Genomic DNA, 16,408 nt, shown 5'->3' on the forward strand with positions numbered 1-16,408 from the left:
CTGTTATGGAACAGCAACAAAATAAATTACGAGCGACAGTAACGTACCAAAGCTCATCCATTGCATTGACGTTCTGAGCGTCTTCTTCTTAGGCAGTAATAAGCACACGCCTGTAAGAACAAAAAACACCATCAAAAGCGCAGTGACGTCGATAAACCACTTCCAAATCCCACCACTGTTGCGTCCTTTATGTAGATCGTTCAGCAGCGCAACAATACCGTAGTGCGTCGTTTCGACGTCTGCTGCACCAGTAGTCATATCAATAAAGACCGTAGCGTTATAACCCGGGCCTTTAAAATCCATAGAAAGCTCTCCGAGTAACAACTCACCTTGCTCAACTTCGGTATACACATCTAGTGCGGAGGGAGTGCCGCGAAGCTCGGTTTCTTTAGTCAAGAAAGCCACCAGCCCTTCACGATTAGGTTGAAAGGTATCTGAATGTGAGAATAGAACTGAGTGCGGAACCGTCAGAGTATGTTGTTGAATGATAGGTTCACTGCGTTCAAACAATTCGGGGCGATTGAGGGTAATACCAGTTACTGCAAAAAACAGCGTAACTAAGAGAAGAGCCATCGAAATATAGATATGTAGGCGGCGAGCCCAAGTTTGAACACCTTTGCTTTTAAGCAACATAGAAACAATCATCACCAATAAATGTGGGGCATAATTTAGGTGATAATCATTCGTATTGGCATTTAATTTACATTGTTTACTTTTTCAATTCAGCTTGGCTTGCACATGTTTTAGCTATTTGGGCCAATGCGAGTTACCGATTGCCTACCCTCTAGATAATAACCCTATCAATTTTAATGACTCAAAATTTAATGATATTTCCAATACTAAAAAGTGGGATAGACTCCACCAAAATGCGCCTTTATGTATATTTAATGAAAAGCTTAAAAGCTATCCATAAACTAGATAAAAAAGGTAAGCTAAGAAGTTAGTGTAGGGTTAGATAGAGAAGATTTTCTGATGCTAGCCAAACGTTATGGTGTAGTTCAGAAGGAAAAATATGAACAAGAATGTTGGAATAATTCTCTTATCACTTTTCTCAAGTGTCACTTTCGCAAGTGAAAAGTTTGAAGCCAGTTTGTTTAACAACGTAAGCCAATCTATCGATAATTATGGTGCTAAGATAAAGCTGTGCGAATCTATGGCAGACCAGAATACACCTGACAAACAAACCCTAGAGTATTCAAAGAAGCATATAGAAGCATTAACTCCTGTTCTGCCGTTTTTAAGCGAGAAAGCTTTTGAGGCTTGTGTATTAAAAGAGAAGCAAGAGCTAGCATATTATCTATTAATAGCAAAAAATAACGCTTCAAGAACCTCAACATTAAAGCTTGTAGAATCGACTGAAAGCCTAACTTTTCATATCGAACCTACATCGAGAGAAAAGTTTGAAACACTGAGCAAGGTACATCAAGAATATATAGAGAAAAGCCCTTTTTTCTCCCGACCATTTGATGCATTAGCTTTTTATGAAAAGCTCATACAATAAATAGCCTTTATGACTTTAGACAAAAAAATACCCGAGACTGAGCTCGGGTATTTAATAAAAATGTTCGCTATGAGTTCTGCGTCGATTCTACTTTGCGTAGCTGTGATAGATACTTAACCCAACTCTTTGCCTGATTCGATGGCTTAATCTCATTCGCTCTTTTGGCATTAGCGAGCGCATCGTCAAACCGCTTAAGTTTGTAGTAAGCGCGAGTTTTGATAAGTGCAACATCCGCTTTACGACCTCTGACCTTATCGAGCGCGGCAATGGCATCTTTATAATGGCCTTCTTGCACCAACAGTTGAGAATAGTTCCAGTAATACTGCCTATCTAGCTGAGCTGCAATACGCCAGCTATCGATAGACTCTTCCCACTCTTTTGCCATTTGCCAATACGTTGCTTGCTGAGCTTTTAGCTTACTATTCGAGTTTACATCCTCTAGCTCGTTCATCACCAACGCAGCTCTCTCAGGAATACCTCGTTTCGCGTACAATTGTGCCAGCAGCTTTAAGTCATCTTGGCTAAGTTGTAACCCTTTCAGTTTTGCCAAAGCCAAAGAGTCTAGGGCACGTTTGTTGTCATCAACCCGTAGGTATAGAGCAACAAGCTGACGCCACCATTCAATTCGCTCAGGTTCAATCACTATTAAGCGTTTGATGGTCGAGATTGCCGGCTTCCACTTTTTCAGTTCTAGCTCAGCAGAAAGCTTTATCGACAATGCGCCAAGCTTGTCTGGCTGACCAAATTTCTCATAACGAGCCATTGCTGAAAGCACTTTTTGCCACTGACTCAGTTGATAATGAGATTGGGAAATACGCAGCCATAGCTCATGCGCTTGTTGACCTTTAGGAATGTTTTGGCTCAAGGCATAGTAATGAGGTAACGCCTTAGAAAAACGTTGCTCGTTCAGCAGTATATCAGCCAACATTTTTCGGGTTTGCCATGCTTGCTCATCTTGTAGCAAACCACTATTGACTGCCAACTCAAGTTGCTTAATCGCCGCTTGAGTTTGCTCATTCTGCCAGTAAAAAATACCCAACATTCGAGCGACATAAGCTTGGTCATATCCACGAGAAAGCTCCATAGCTTCAAGAGATGAAATCGCTTCTTTCAGTTTCTCTTCTTGAGCCAAGTTGTGTGCTCGTTGAACTCTCGCTGCGGTGTATTGGCTTAACTCACTGGCAATGGTTGAGAGTGCACTCAGGCTTAATACCGTACCGATTAAGAATTTTTTCATCATTTGGCTAACTTGAACTCCACTTTAGCGGTTTGTCCGAACTGCTCAATTGACACACCATCCTCAACTTTTGGCTGATACTTCCATTTTTTAAGCGCACGGATTGCTTCTCTTTCAAACATGCGCTCGGGCTCAGCCTCGATCACTTCAATATCTTTTGGTCGTCCAGTTGCATCGATCGTGAAACGCAGAATGACATAACCTTCCACTCTACGTTTCAGCGCCTTACTTGGATAGCGAGGATCAACACGATACAACGGCAGTGCTTGCTGGTTGCCCATTGTTCCCTTCAAGTTTGGTGCACTAATCGCGATGCCTTCAAGGGCAGTGTTTAAACCTAAAGCACTGACTGGCGTCATCTGACTCATTGGTTCCATTTGAGTGTCAGCTTGAGACAGATCCATTGGCTCCGGAGCTTGAGGTGGTTCGGGTTGCTCCGGCACTGAACGTTGACGACGCTGCACGTCTGCTTCATTCTCTACCATCACCATATCAAAGCGAACGGCTTCTGAAGTTTCTGGCGCACGCTGGTTGCCTTTATCAACCATCCACGCCATAAAGCTAAACAAGCTCACAGAAATTAACAGTGATGCTGGTAGTGCAAGTAACAGCCTGCCCATTAAGGTTTCTCCGCCGCCAATGCAATGTTCTTCACACCTGCTGCCTTTGCAGCGTCCATCACTTTCACGACAGTGCCATTGTAAGCATGCTCGTCAGCTTGGATAACTAACGAGGCATCAGGCTGATCAAGTAACAGGTGCTCAATAGAGGCCTCAACACGCTCAATATCAACCACTCGTTTGTCGATGTACACATCATTCGCTGCCGTTACTGCGATAAAAATGCCCGCATCTTTTTGGCTTACTACATTAGAAGCCTGAGGGCGATTCACTTCTACACCGGATTCACGTACAAACGAACTGGTCACAATGAAGAAGATCAACATGATGAAGACGATATCAAGCATCGAGGTTAAATCGACTTGAGCTTCATCTTGTTGGTTAGGTCTGCGTCCGAGTCTCACTTTTGACTCCTTAAAGATTGTTCTAACTGGATAGCTTTTCGTTCACACACTTTGCTAAGGCGAGCATGAATAAACATGCCCGCAAGCGCTGCTACCATACCTGCCATGGTTGGCAGCGTAGCAAGTGAGATACCAGAAGCCATCAATTTCGGATTGCTGCTGCCTTGCGATGCCATTACGTCAAACACCGTAATCATGCCTGTCACCGTCCCTAACAACCCTAGCATTGGGCAAACCGCCACAAGTAGCTTAATAGTCGATAGGTTTTGGCGCAGTTCAATTTGCGCTTTTGCAATCCATCCTTCACGGATTTGATGCGCGTACCAAGAGTGGTGCTCTGATCTTGCTTGCCACTGCTCACAAAGCTGTTTTTTTACCCCAGGGAAAACCGTTGTGAGATAAATAACTCGCTCCATAACCAACAGCCAGCACACCGCCACGACGGCGGCCAGCCACCATAGGATTTGACCACCTTGCTGCATAAAGCTCATCAAGGTTGTGGCCCAATCCTCACTGATCAAACCCAATGTGCTGAGTAGGATCTGCTCCATTACGCTGCGTTCTCCGCTAAGGTGTTAGAGTGACTTTTGTTACTCGGCATATCACGCTCAGCTTGTTCTGCAACTAAACCGATGCCTTGTTTTTCTAAGATACTGCGAATATTTTCTGCTTGAGAGCTCAATACGTTGTGCGCTAATAGCAAAGGCATGGCTGAAACAAGGCCAAGTACGGTAGTCACAAGTGCCATTGAAATACCACCCGCCATTACTTTCGGATCACCATTACCAAATTGAGTGATGACTTGGAAGGTTTCGATCATACCCGTTACCGTGCCTAGTAGGCCAAGCATAGGAGCTAGAGCTGCAAGAAGCTTAAGCATCGACAACCCTTTTTCTAGGTGGGTTTGCTCATCAACAACAGCTTCCAAAAGACGTAGTTCTAACGCTTCTACGCTGCGATGCTTGTCTTTCTGGTATACCGCAAGCACGCGACCCAAAGGGTTGTTTCCTGGCTGCGCTGGGGTTTTTAGTTGCTTCATGATTTTCTGGCGCGAAATCATCAGTGATGCACCACGTACGAGCGCAATCAATAGGCCGATAGCCAATAAACCAAGGATGATTTTACCGACAACGCCACCCGCATTTAGGCGATCAGCCAAAGTCGGTGAGTTTGCAAGCTGTTCAAGAAGAATGCCACGTGACGGATCAATGACAAGCGCATCAATGTCACCAGAGGAAATAGTATTCGCTGTTGGACCGTTCTCAGGCTGACGAAGATAGTTTACCGCGTCTCCGCGTTGACCATTCCACTTAACGTAGCCAGTCTTATCCAGCAGCGCCATAGAACCAAGACGAACACCATTAACCGTTTGTTCACGACCTTCGCCATTTAGCAGTGTGAAAGAGACGTTTGCCATTTCACCGCTTGCTTTGATTTGTTCTTCCATGCTGTGCCACATCGCCTGAAGTTGGGTCAACGTTGGCAGTGATTTAGCCGCAACAATAGCATCGATATCTTTCTGATATGAGTTTGCATCTACACCCGTTACTGAGCTCTTGAGCTCTGACTCTAGCTCTTTTGCGTTCTGGCGAACGACGCCAAATAGCTCACCTAAGCTCCCGGTTTCTAGACGTAGCTTTTCTTCTAGCTGCGCCAGTTCCGCTTCGTTTTCACCGAAAGTAACACTTAATGAATCCGCTTCTGCTTGAAGAGCAGCTCGCTCTGCGGCCAATTTATTCTTTATAGCCTGTAGCTCTTGCTCTGTTTTCTTAAAACCTGATTCACGCGTGACATTGTGCGATTGCTGTTGACGATTTTCTTGCTGCGCCTTTTGCAACAACGCATCACTAGCAACAGTTGTATGAGGCATTAATGCGGCTGTCGAGATTAGTGCAACCGATAACCATTTTTTCATCATTTATTTGCCCTCCGCAGCGGTTAACGACACTGGTAGAGTTAACATGCTCGGCGCGATCTGTTTATTCGCCATAGCGAACGCTTTGTCTAGCTCTGATTTTTGCTCAGAACCCACTTGTTGCCATGCTTGTTGTTGCTGTGACCAGCTCCAAAATGTGTCACCAGATAAGCTACGCGCTACCAAAGACAAACGCCCTAAATAGAGAATGTCCGCCTCCACAGCTTCATTGTCACCTAGGTTAATCTTGCCTTGGTAAACGCCAAGCTTGGTGCCGTAATCCATTTCAATTTGGTACGCTTCTAAAATACGACGAAACTTCTCTGCATCCGCAACGTCTGCACGCGTCATCATGGAATCCAGCTTTGCAATTCGCTCCTCACGTTGCGCTTTGCGTATAGGCTTGTCGTTAGCGACGAGCACTTTTAAGCCCTCAAGCATGTGATACATCAAAGGCACGACACCTTGACGAGTTTGAGCAATCTGCTCAATTTGCTCGTTCAAGCTATCAACTTCTTGATTTTGACTTTCAACAAGGCTTGCAAGATGATCGCGATAAATCTTCAAGTTACCGACTTCCTCTTGCAGCTGCTCAATTTCAGCTTCTAGAGTAAGTGATTTTTCTGCGCTTGCATCAATACGTTTTTGGCTTACCGCCGACGACTGGTTTGTTTTACTCTGCACAGCTTGTGCATCGTTTAAGTTCGCCGCGTGAGCGGGAATCAAAACCGATGATATCAACAGAGCGATACTTGATTTCATTAGATTCATACGAGTTATATTTCTGTGTTCCAAAAACGACCAAAGGGGAAGACTACCCTTCCCCTTTAATAATCAAATTGTTATCAGTACTTGAACTGGATTGTTGCCATGTAGTTGCGGCTTTCTCCAACCACAACCCCACTCGCACCTTTTTGCTCGCCATTCGTGCTACCACCACCTGCGAAGTAGTCGGTATCGAATAAATTCTCGACATTGAATCGAGCAATGATATCCAAGTTTTCATCGTACTTATGTTTGTATGACACGCCCATATCAACGCGAGCGTAGCCATCTTTCTTGAAGGTGTTCTTTGCATCACCGTAGCGATCACCTTCATAAATCAAACCAAGGTTTAAGTTAGTGTTGTCTTGAACCTTGTAGCTAGACCATAGACTTGCCGAGAACTCTGGCACGTCTACAGGGCGGTTACCTTCATATCTTTCTGCCTTCTTAAGCTCTGCATCTAAATACATTGCAGAAGCGGTTAGCGACAACTCTGGGGTCACAAAACCTTGAGCCATTAACTCAGCGCCTTTGTGAACTTGCTCACCACCTTGCGTTTTCTTGTGTAGGAGATTGCCGCCCGCGTCTTTGCCGCTTTCAACATCCAGCGAGATGTTCTCTAACGTGATATCAAACACAGCACCAGATACAAATAAACGCTGATCAAACAGTTCCCACTTCGTACCGATTTCATAAGAGATACCACGCTCAGCGTCGAGTTTCTCACCTTCATTGATGTAGGTACGACTACCGTTGCTGACTTCACCTTGAGGCATGAAGCTTTCAGAATACTGAACGTAAACCGAGCCATTCGTCGATGGGTGGAAAATGACACCAAATTTTGGAGAAACCTGGTTTTCGGTCAGTTCATCATCACGCTTTTCGTCATAACGAACACCTGCAAGCACTTGCCAGTAATCATTAATCGTCATCATATTTTGCGCGTAGATACCCCAAGTATCGTACTCAGCAGTTGGTGATTTCTTCGAACTACGATAGCTAGGCTTAGGCACCGTTTCTCCTGGCGCAATACTCGCCTCATTATGAAATGCCATAAAGCGATCATAACTGTAATCTAAGTAGTTAGCGCCCACTAACAACGTGTTTTCCGTACCGAACAAAGTAAAGTCCGTCGTCACATCTATATATGCAGTATCAAATACCCAATTATCGGAGCGATCGTTGCCTCGATGCTTAATCGTATTTAACTCTTCATACTGATCAAACTTAGGGTAAGACTCTACATCAAAACGCTTAAAGTCTTGGCGGTTGTAACCTGCTTTTACGTTCACGTTATCCGTGACTTGCGCATTAATATCGACACCGTAGTTTTCTACTTCGTTATCAATTTCAGACCACTGCGCATCCCAAATGTACTTATCACCGCGAACCGCTTTGCCATCAACAATGTATGCGCCAGAGTCCACGCTACCATCGTCTTTCGTGCGATCGTAATGAGCCGATACCATAAAGTTGTCTGTGATATCGTACTCAACCACTAGGCCCGCAACCGTACGATCCGTTTCTGGCTCGGTGCCATCACCGTACCTGCGCCAAGAGCCGTAGCTTTCTTTGGCAAAAATTGCGCGCGCTCGCAGTGTCTCTGCATCATTTAGCGCGCCACTCACATCAAGCACAGTGCGTGAGTGATCATTCGAACCTAGATCTTGACTCAAACTTGCTTGTGTTTGAGTTGTTGGTTTTTTCGAAACCATGTTTACCAAGCCACCCGGCTCAGATTTACCGTATAGCAGACCTGATGGACCTTTAAGCACTTCAACACGCTCTAAAAGCTCAATTGGCTGACGGTAGTGTGACCAGTGTTGACGACCATCACGAAGAAAACCGTCTGAACTGCTAAGTTCAAAACCACGTAGAGAGAAACGTTCGCGGTTACGGCTTGTACCACCCGCGCTAACACTTGCATCGTTACGTAGCACTTCACCAAGTGTACTTGCACGCTGCTCATCAATTACCGTTTCATCGATAACCGCTACTTGTCCCGGCGTTTCCAGCTGCGTCATTTCCATGCGCATTGCTGTACTGTTTGTATCTGCCTTGTAGCCGAACTCTCGACCTTCTACAACTACATGTTCGTCTGTTTGAACTTCCGCCACTGCAGGTGTTGCTAACACTGCACCGATCACTAACGCCAAATGGCTCTTAGTAAACATATCCTTTCACTCCGATTATTATTTTTCGGGTCACATACTTGTTGAATGCGATTCCCTCTTAATTATTTCGCGGGTGAATATAAGTGATAAGTATTACCATTTGCATTAAATTTACATTCTTTGCATTTGCAAACTTTTGTAAAGTACTCTCTGATGATGCGCCATGATAATGTGATATCAATCACAAAAATTACGACTTAGTCATACTTATTGCTTGAACACTAAAGTAACCCTCAGACCACCTTGCTCACGGTTTTTCGCCGTAACTGCTCCACCCATAATACGCATGGATTCTTTGACAATCGCAAGACCTAAACCGTAGCCACCAAGCTTTTTATCTCTAGAAGCATCTAAGCGTGTAAACGGATCAAAAATATCGACCAGCTTGTTATCTGGAATACCAGGCCCATCATCAGATACTGACATTATGGTGAACTGCTGCCCTTCTTTGACATAATTTTCCAGAGAAACTTCTATCTGAGATGCTTGTCCTGAATATTTAATGGCATTACCAATAAGATTGTTCAAACAACGAATGACCAGCGTTTCTTCACAAATGGCTTTAGCACATACAGCTTCTGAGCGGAAAGACAACGTCTGTTCTGACTTCAAATCTATTTTGCAACGTTCTACTTGCGGGGAGAGCAAAACTTCTAAATCACAGCGTTTCGTGGCTTTGTCGAAGCGCGCATTTTCCAAGCGACTGAACTCCAATATATCGCTGATCAAATGGTTTAGCTCTTTTGCTTCATCTTCTAGCCTTGTCACTAGGCTTTGCTCACTTTCTCCAACACGCTTTCGCAAAAGATGCAGAACCAAGTTCTGCCTCGCTAACGGCGTTCTCAATTCGTGAGAGACATCTCTTATAAGCAGTCGCTGCTTTTCAGCGAGAGAATGAATCTGTTGCGTCATGTGATCGAAATCTTGCGCTAACTCGTTAAACTCACGCGTGCTCGACTTCAGCTCTTTCACGACACTGACATTAAAATCGCCATTAGATAGCTTTTTGCTTGCTTCTCTCAATCGATCCAATGGTTGCTGTAAGTTACGTGCCATTAGCAGCGAAAAGAGCGCCAAAATAACCACTGCAATCACGACTTTGAGAATAGAGAAATACAGAATGAAGTCATTTGCAGGGTGCAGTCGATGTGGCAATTGAATCACTAAAGTATTGCCATGAACTAAAGGAATATTGATGATGGGGCGATTCACTTTCCCCTCAAGTTGATCATCAATGCTTCTCTTAAATTGAAGTTTGAACTCGAAGTGCGGATGCATCAGACGGTGCGTAACTGGTTGCTGATGTTCATTCAACACAAATAAATAAAAGTTTTGCGCATTTGCCCAGTCAGCAAGTTCGTCCATGTCTCCGTGCTCAATCAATACATTGGCTTGATGTGCAAGGTCTAGCATTTCTTCTCGCACACTATCGGGCACTTTCAACATGGCTTTCACCAGAGCTTGTTCCGCTAAGGATTGCACGACCAAAATACTAATGACAATTGCGGTCATGCAACTAAATAACTTGAACGCTAAGCTATCTTTACGTTTTGCAATAAAAGGTGGACACCGGAGCTTCATTAACGGTTTACAGCCTCTAAATAACTGTAACCTTTGCCACGGAAGGTTTTGATATGTTGCTTGGAAAGCCCCGCTTCAACTAACTTGCGACGTATGTTGCTGATGTGCATATCAAGGTTGCGATCAAAAGGACTCAGCTCTTTCTTTAACACTTCAGTTTGAAGCTCTGCTTTTGAAATCACGACTCCTTGGTTTTTTACCAAGTAGCTCAATAGTTCAGCTTCCGTACTTGTGAGGGGTAAGCTATTAAGCTGGTCGCTGATCGTTTGAACGGTACTACACATCGTCTGACGTTGACGTTCCAAGCCAACACGACGAAGAATCGCTTTGATGCGCATTAGAAGCTCAGCGACATTAAAGGGCTTTCCGATATACTGATCGGCCCCCGCTTGGTAACCATCAAGCATCGAGTTTTCATCGTTGAGAGCGGTAAGCATTAGAATAGGTGTCGCGAAGCGCTGACAGATCCTACGAGCAACTTGCATGCCGTTAAGGTTTGGTAACATGACATCAAGCAATACAAGATCTACAGGCGTTTTTTCCATATATTGCAGCGCACTTTCACCGCAATGCACAGAAGAGACGATGTAGCCCTCCTCTTGCAAAACCGCTTCTAACAGCTCACACAAAGGAACGTCATCATCGACTATCAAAACTCGTGACATTACCACTCACCATTCAAATAAAAATGGTTCGCATTTTATTACTCATTTACCAATTAAACAACTAACACTCTAATGCTTTAAGTCCACAGGACTCAGTCCAAGAAGCAGCAACGTGCCATTAGAGTTTAATGTTCACTTTTACTAAAGGTTCCTAACAATATGCACCTAGATATATCTTCATAGAAAAAACGAGTACAATCTGGCCACCGCAAAGCAAAAGATAAAGCGAATGGAAACGTTATTAATTGGTCACCGTGGCGTGGCAGGTTCATACCCTGAGAATACAAAAATAAGCATTCAGGCAGCCATTGACCTGGGGTTGAAGTGGGTGGAAGTGGATATACAGCCTACCAAAGATAATGTTTTAGTGGTTTGCCATGATCATACCGTCAATCGATGCAGCAATGGACAAGGGCGTGTTGATGAGCTCACCCTGGAAGACTTAAAAGCATTAGATTTCGGTAGTTGGTTTAGCACAGACTTTTCAGGCGAGAAGATCGTGACACTAGATGAACTGCTCACTTTAGCTACTGAGAATAAGCTTAACTTGAATATCGAAGTTAAAGTAGACAACCATCCAGCGGAAGAAGTGGCGCAGACTCTAGCCAATGCGTTAGCAAAAAGTCCAATGCCGCAAGAGAATGTACTCCTATCCAGCTTTAGTCATGACGTCATTAGAGCGATGCACAAATACTGCAGTGGCTACCGATTGGGTGTGTTAAGTGAATTCTTTACGAGAAAAGATAAACGCCTTTTGGAAGAAGTTAGTGCCTATAGCTGCAACCTAAACATTAACTGGGTTCGCACTCGCCAGATAAACAAACTCCAACAAGCCGGTTACAAAGTGATGTGCTATACGGTGAACAATCCAAATAAACTGAAATACCTGCCTCAGTTAGACGGTATTTTTAGTGATCATCCACAGCGCTTTATGCCATAGCCTATAAGAGCCAGAACATTAAAGGGGACCTTTTATTACCACTCAATCTGAATTGGTGTCCCCATCTCGACGAGCTGGATAAATTCGTCCATTTCCTCGTTGGTAATCGCAATACACCCATTAGTCCAATCAAAACTTTGGATGTAAATCGGCAACTGACTCTCACCGTTTTTTAAGCCATGAATTTTGATGTTCCCTCCAGGGGAGACACCTCGGCGCCTCGCTTCCAACGTATCAATCGCATCAGGGTAACTGATATGCACAGAACGATAAAAAGCAGAGTCCTCTATAACATAATCTAGAGTGTACTCGCCCTCCGGCGTGCGATTGTCTCCCTCTTCTTGTTTATGTCCTTGCGGGTTCGCTCCTAAAGCAATTCGGTATTCTTTTAGCACTGCTCCTTGTTCCATCAAATACATTCGACGCTTAGACTTGTCGACTTTAACGAGGTCAACAGCTGCGTGAGTGCCCGAAGCAAACACACAACACAAGAACATAGAGAACCATTTTACTGACATTGTCGTAACGCCTAAGCTAATAAAGTGAACAAGAAAAGAGCGATAATGCTAGTCAGTTAATGCTCGTAAAGCAAACAGTATCTAATGCGGAACCGTAAGATAGCACTCGCTGAAAGGCGTACTTCTTATCGTTATTTGATACAACAAAGTCAAAAAGAAGATTTCTCTATTCATTGCGGCTAAGTTGCATTACTTTATAAGCATATTTATTTATAAAGTCCGTACTTTTTGAGAGGGAACCATGATTAACATTGCTTTTTTTAGTGCAAAATCCTACGACGAAGCCTCTTTTAATAAAATTAAAAATAACCGCGATTTTGAATTTCACTATCACGACTTCCGACTAACCGAAAAAACAGCCAAGATGGCGCACGGCAGTGATGTTGTATGTGCGTTCGTTAATGATGATCTTTCAGCTCCTGTCCTTAAACAGCTTTCTCTAGGCGGGACCAAACTTATTGCTATGCGCTGCGCGGGATTTGATAAAGTTGATCAACAAGCAGCCAAAGAACTAGGTTTACAAGTGGTTCGAGTTCCTGCTTACTCACCAGAAGCAGTGGCAGAGCACACGGTTGGTTTAATGATGTGCCTAAACCGCCGTCTTCACAAGGCCTACCAACGCACACGTGACGCCAACTTCTCGCTAGAGGGTCTTGTTGGCTTTAACTTTTACGGAAAAACTGTTGGTGTTATTGGTACGGGTAAGATTGGTATCGCGACGATGCGTATCTTCAAAGGGCTTGGCATGGAGCTGCTTTGCTACGACCCCTACGAAAACCCATTAGCGCTAGAAATGGGAGCCCGTTACTGTTCGCTTGAAGAAATCTACGCTAATGCGGATGTTATCTCTCTCCATTGTCCAATGAGTGAAGAAAACTATCACTTATTGAACGAAAAAGCCTTCGCGCAAATGAAAGATGGTGTAATGATCATTAACACCAGTCGAGGCGAGTTGCTAGATTCACTAGCGGCGATAGAAGCGTTGAAACAAGGTAAGATTGGTGCGCTTGGCCTAGACGTGTATGACAATGAAAAAGACTTATTCTTCCAAGATAAATCTAACGATGTCATTGTAGATGATGTTTTCCGCCGTTTATCGGCTTGTCATAACGTGCTGTTTACTGGCCACCAAGCATTCTTGACTCACGAAGCACTTAATAATATTGCCTCTGTGACGCTTGATAACGTCGAAGCCTTTTTCTCTGGTAACGTATCGGGCAATGAACTGATTAACTAAAGCCAGACAATCGAGAAGTATAGTAGAGCGTGTGATCTCAGCTATGCTATACTCCTCGACTATTTAAAATTTGAGCCAAATTACCATGAGCATAAAAACTGATATTCAAAAGCTGCACAACCGTTTAGATACATGCCAACGTAAACTTGATGCGGCACGTTCTCGTGGTGATCACGAAATGATTACAAAGTTCACGGATGAAGTAGAACAGCTGACCAAAAAGCTTAACCAGTTAAAGCACAAGCAAAACTATGAGCTGAACAAAGAACGTAAAAGCTTACTTGATATGCCTTTCTCTCGTGAAATCACCAAAGCAGAACAAGCGGACATAGGCAAACTAAAAAAACGCGTACGCGGCTTAGTAATCGTTCACCCATTAACAAAAGTTGGTAAAGAACTTCGCCTTGATGTGATGACAGGCTTTGCGCCAAAAGAGTTTTAAAACTCGCATTAACATTTATGGAGCCTAAGCATTTGCTTGGGCTTTTTATTTTGTACTGCTTCATTAGATTTCATCGAAATATCAATCCATAAGCTATTAAAAAGGCCAGCGACAAAAGCCACTGACCTATTTCGACCAATATCGTCCGCATTACATCTCAACGTTACGACAGTTGCTGCAACTTGTGCTCCACAACGGGATCATTCGGAACCAACTGCTGAGCGACTTCCAAAAGCTGTACCGCATCTTGCGGGTTGTCATACTCATGCTTAAGTGCAATATCAACAAGTGGCTGAATATCGATTTGCGCTTGATGCTCCTTCACATGTTCTTTCTTTTCTTCAATTAGTACATTATGAGCGGTGCTCAGTAAGTTTAAACGATGCTGTGAGCTCGCATTCGCCTTGTTAAGGCACTGATAGTAATCTTCTTTTAAGCGCAGCGTTTTGGTCTGATGACGAAACTGCGCTATATCTATCTTCTGATAACGTATAAAGTCTACGGCCACTTGCTTATAAAAACCGAATTTATTCAAATACGTCGCGTGGGTACCATGTCCCATCCCGAAGACTCTTAAGTGAGTGAGCTCTGGGTAGCGTTTGGCGTGAAGGCGGTCGATTTCATTAGTTGGATCATAAATGATATAGCCTTTTGCATCGCCAAGGTCGAGGTCGTGATACTTTCCTTCCCAATCAAATTGTTGGGCAAGTTCAGTACTTGGCCTATCATCCCATGGCACCAAAACTTTGTTTTTTGTGCTGACCGGGTGAAACATCAATACTTGATCCAACTTTAATAGATTAGAAAAGGCACCAATAGCAAAACCACCGCGGCTAAGTCCATAGCCTAAACGACATTCAAAGGGCTCAAGTAAAGTCGACAGTTGCTCTAGAAAGAAAATCAAATTACGGCTGCGAAACCAGTTACTTTTCCCAAGATGCTGAAATGAAATAATATTTACTTTTTGTTTCTGGGCTAAGCGATAACCCCAAGGCGCAAAGTCTGAGTGTAAGTCCTGTACTTGTAGATTCGTACCAGCAGGGGAAAAGGTGAACAACAACGGTTTATTGCGGTCGACAAACTCATACTTAACAAATACATCATCAAGTAAGTCCTCCCCGGACATCGGTAGCCTGGTTTGCTGTTCTTCACGAGAAAGAGCCAGCCATTCATCCAACCAGTACAGTAACTTCATTAATCCTCCATCTAAATTGCGCCTAGCAATTGTGTTAAAAATCTAGTTTTTAGTGTGTGATCATCTCCCCCTGGTTACAGGGGACTCTGATATCAGTCCTCTTTTAAAACAAAGCGTGAATTTGCTTATTAAATTGGTCAATATCTAAGGTTTGATGGCGAACAAACTCCTGCGCCACCAGATTAAAAAATTCTAATTTATCTAATTGTGTGGATTGAGTGCCGTGTCCCATACCGACGACTTTTAAATGGGTAAGCTCTGGATAACGTTCAGCATGAAGACGATCAATGCGATTGGATGGGTCATAAATAATATAACCTTTGGCATTGCCCAAATCTCGATCATGGTAGCCGCTTTCCCAAGCAAACTGCTGAGCAAGCTCAGTACTCGGCCGATCATCCCAAGGCACTAACGCTTTATTTTTAGTGCTAACAGGATAAAACAACAAAAGATGTTCTAGTTTCAGCAAGTTAGCGAACGCGCCAATTGCAAAGCCACCTCGACTTTGCCCATAACCCAAACGACATTTGAAGGGATGAAGCAACTCAGATAGCTGCTCCAGAAAGAAAATCAAATTCCGACTACGGAACCAATTACTTTGTCCTAAATGTTGAAAGGCAATAATGTTTACTTGTTGTTGTATTCCGAGCTCGTAGCCCCAAGGAGAAAAATCCGGAGTTAAATCTTGTACCTGCACATCAGTACCGGAAGGAGAAAATGTAAACAACAATGGCTTGTTAAGATCGACGAGTTCATACTTCACAAACACATCATCAAGTAAATCGTAGCCAGAGATAGGTAAAGCCATCTCTTGTTCTTGTTGAGTAAGAGCTTGCCATTCATCTAACCAGTAAAGTAGCTTCATTTTTTCTCCAAGTGCATCCGCAGTATTTAGACTGGAACTCTATCAAAATGCGTTTAAGCATCCCACGTTGAGACTTAAGAAAGCTCTATTTGAAGCCCAAATGAGACGTATGGAAATGTCTTCGATTGAAGGTATTACTGCGTAAACTAAACCCAAAGTAGGTACGCAAAAACTTGGAGAAAGAGCTAGAGAAAAATCAATTAGAAGTTTCGATAACAGCGGTTAAAAAACAGCAGATACAAAAAAACCGCTGTAAGAACAGCGGTTTTTTTTAAAAGTGGCGGAGAGATAGGGATTTGAACCCTAGATACGCTATTAACGTATGCCGGTTTTCAAGACCGGTGCTTTC

At 43.6% G+C, this 16,408-nt stretch carries 17 protein-coding genes; 4 read left to right on the forward strand and 13 right to left on the reverse strand.

Features of this window, described 5'->3' with window-relative positions; genetic code table 11:
• Positions 1 to 3 precede the first annotated feature (3 nt).
• On the reverse strand, positions 4 to 633 hold the full coding sequence (locus R7Q46_RS12650) for a PepSY-associated TM helix domain-containing protein (protein ID WP_005374254.1): 630 nt from the start codon (positions 631 to 633) through the stop codon (positions 4 to 6).
• A gap of 379 nt (positions 634 to 1,012) precedes the next feature.
• Here R7Q46_RS12650 and R7Q46_RS12655 point away from each other — a divergent pair, with 379 nt between their 5' ends.
• The gene (locus R7Q46_RS12655) at positions 1,013 to 1,501 is read left to right on the forward strand and encodes a hypothetical protein (protein WP_042523421.1); all 489 of its coding nucleotides are present in this window, start codon (positions 1,013 to 1,015) and stop codon (positions 1,499 to 1,501) included.
• A gap of 67 nt (positions 1,502 to 1,568) precedes the next feature.
• On the opposite strand, the gene R7Q46_RS12660 is transcribed toward R7Q46_RS12655, so the two are convergent.
• The 9 genes from R7Q46_RS12660 to R7Q46_RS12700 form a co-directional block, all read right to left on the reverse strand.
• Complete coding sequence (locus R7Q46_RS12660; protein ID WP_053304673.1) at positions 1,569 to 2,741, reverse strand: tetratricopeptide repeat protein; 1,173 nt, start codon at positions 2,739 to 2,741, stop codon at positions 1,569 to 1,571.
• Positions 2,738 to 3,358, reverse strand: a complete 621-nt coding sequence (locus tag R7Q46_RS12665) for an energy transducer TonB (RefSeq protein WP_318077541.1) — start codon at positions 3,356 to 3,358, stop codon at positions 2,738 to 2,740. Before R7Q46_RS12665 ends, R7Q46_RS12660 begins: the two co-directional genes overlap by 4 nt.
• Positions 3,358 to 3,762, reverse strand: coding sequence for an ExbD/TolR family protein (locus tag R7Q46_RS12670; protein WP_005374257.1), 405 nt, complete (start codon positions 3,760 to 3,762; stop codon positions 3,358 to 3,360). The genes R7Q46_RS12665 and R7Q46_RS12670 overlap by 1 nt, the downstream gene beginning before the upstream one ends.
• Positions 3,759 to 4,313, reverse strand: coding sequence for a MotA/TolQ/ExbB proton channel family protein (locus R7Q46_RS12675; RefSeq protein ID WP_017635540.1), 555 nt, complete (start codon positions 4,311 to 4,313; stop codon positions 3,759 to 3,761). The genes R7Q46_RS12670 and R7Q46_RS12675 overlap by 4 nt, the downstream gene beginning before the upstream one ends.
• On the reverse strand, positions 4,313 to 5,680 hold the full coding sequence (locus R7Q46_RS12680) for a MotA/TolQ/ExbB proton channel family protein (protein WP_203345255.1): 1,368 nt from the start codon (positions 5,678 to 5,680) through the stop codon (positions 4,313 to 4,315). Before R7Q46_RS12680 ends, R7Q46_RS12675 begins: the two co-directional genes overlap by 1 nt.
• The gene (locus tag R7Q46_RS12685; protein ID WP_005374260.1) at positions 5,681 to 6,448 is read right to left on the reverse strand and encodes a DUF3450 domain-containing protein; all 768 of its coding nucleotides are present in this window, start codon (positions 6,446 to 6,448) and stop codon (positions 5,681 to 5,683) included.
• 74 nt (positions 6,449 to 6,522) lie between these two features.
• Positions 6,523 to 8,616 (reverse strand): TonB-dependent siderophore receptor, encoded by a 2,094-nt coding sequence (locus R7Q46_RS12690; RefSeq protein ID WP_136976328.1) that lies wholly within the window; start codon positions 8,614 to 8,616, stop codon positions 6,523 to 6,525.
• Between the two features lie 207 nt (positions 8,617 to 8,823).
• Positions 8,824 to 10,197 (reverse strand): sensor histidine kinase, encoded by a 1,374-nt coding sequence (locus tag R7Q46_RS12695; protein ID WP_136976329.1) that lies wholly within the window; start codon positions 10,195 to 10,197, stop codon positions 8,824 to 8,826.
• The gene (locus R7Q46_RS12700) at positions 10,197 to 10,862 is read right to left on the reverse strand and encodes a response regulator transcription factor (protein ID WP_005386018.1); all 666 of its coding nucleotides are present in this window, start codon (positions 10,860 to 10,862) and stop codon (positions 10,197 to 10,199) included. Before R7Q46_RS12700 ends, R7Q46_RS12695 begins: the two co-directional genes overlap by 1 nt.
• 229 nt (positions 10,863 to 11,091) lie before the next feature.
• On the opposite strand from R7Q46_RS12700, the gene R7Q46_RS12705 reads away from it, so the two are divergent.
• Positions 11,092 to 11,802: a glycerophosphodiester phosphodiesterase family protein gene (locus R7Q46_RS12705; RefSeq protein WP_054576200.1), complete on the forward strand. Its 711-nt coding sequence runs from the start codon at positions 11,092 to 11,094 to the stop codon at positions 11,800 to 11,802.
• A 35-nt stretch (positions 11,803 to 11,837) separates the two neighbouring features.
• Here R7Q46_RS12705 and R7Q46_RS12710 read toward each other — a convergent pair whose 3' ends face one another.
• Entirely contained in the window at positions 11,838 to 12,320 is a 483-nt protein-coding gene (locus R7Q46_RS12710; protein ID WP_054574480.1) for a L,D-transpeptidase family protein, read from the reverse strand.
• Between the two features lie 241 nt (positions 12,321 to 12,561).
• Between R7Q46_RS12710 and R7Q46_RS12715 the strand changes: the two genes are divergently transcribed.
• Complete coding sequence (locus R7Q46_RS12715; protein WP_053350830.1) at positions 12,562 to 13,557, forward strand: 2-hydroxyacid dehydrogenase; 996 nt, start codon at positions 12,562 to 12,564, stop codon at positions 13,555 to 13,557.
• Between the two features lie 85 nt (positions 13,558 to 13,642).
• Complete coding sequence (locus R7Q46_RS12720; RefSeq protein ID WP_005374274.1) at positions 13,643 to 13,999, forward strand: YibL family ribosome-associated protein; 357 nt, start codon at positions 13,643 to 13,645, stop codon at positions 13,997 to 13,999.
• 163 nt (positions 14,000 to 14,162) lie between these two features.
• On the opposite strand, the gene R7Q46_RS12725 is transcribed toward R7Q46_RS12720, so the two are convergent.
• Both R7Q46_RS12725 and R7Q46_RS12730 read right to left on the reverse strand, forming a co-directional pair.
• The gene (locus R7Q46_RS12725) at positions 14,163 to 15,194 is read right to left on the reverse strand and encodes a hypothetical protein (protein ID WP_005374275.1); all 1,032 of its coding nucleotides are present in this window, start codon (positions 15,192 to 15,194) and stop codon (positions 14,163 to 14,165) included.
• A gap of 103 nt (positions 15,195 to 15,297) precedes the next feature.
• Positions 15,298 to 16,059: a hypothetical protein gene (locus tag R7Q46_RS12730; RefSeq protein ID WP_005374276.1), complete on the reverse strand. Its 762-nt coding sequence runs from the start codon at positions 16,057 to 16,059 to the stop codon at positions 15,298 to 15,300.
• Between the last annotated feature and the right edge of the window lie 349 nt (positions 16,060 to 16,408).

This window comes from Vibrio sp. 811 (genome assembly GCF_033339195.1).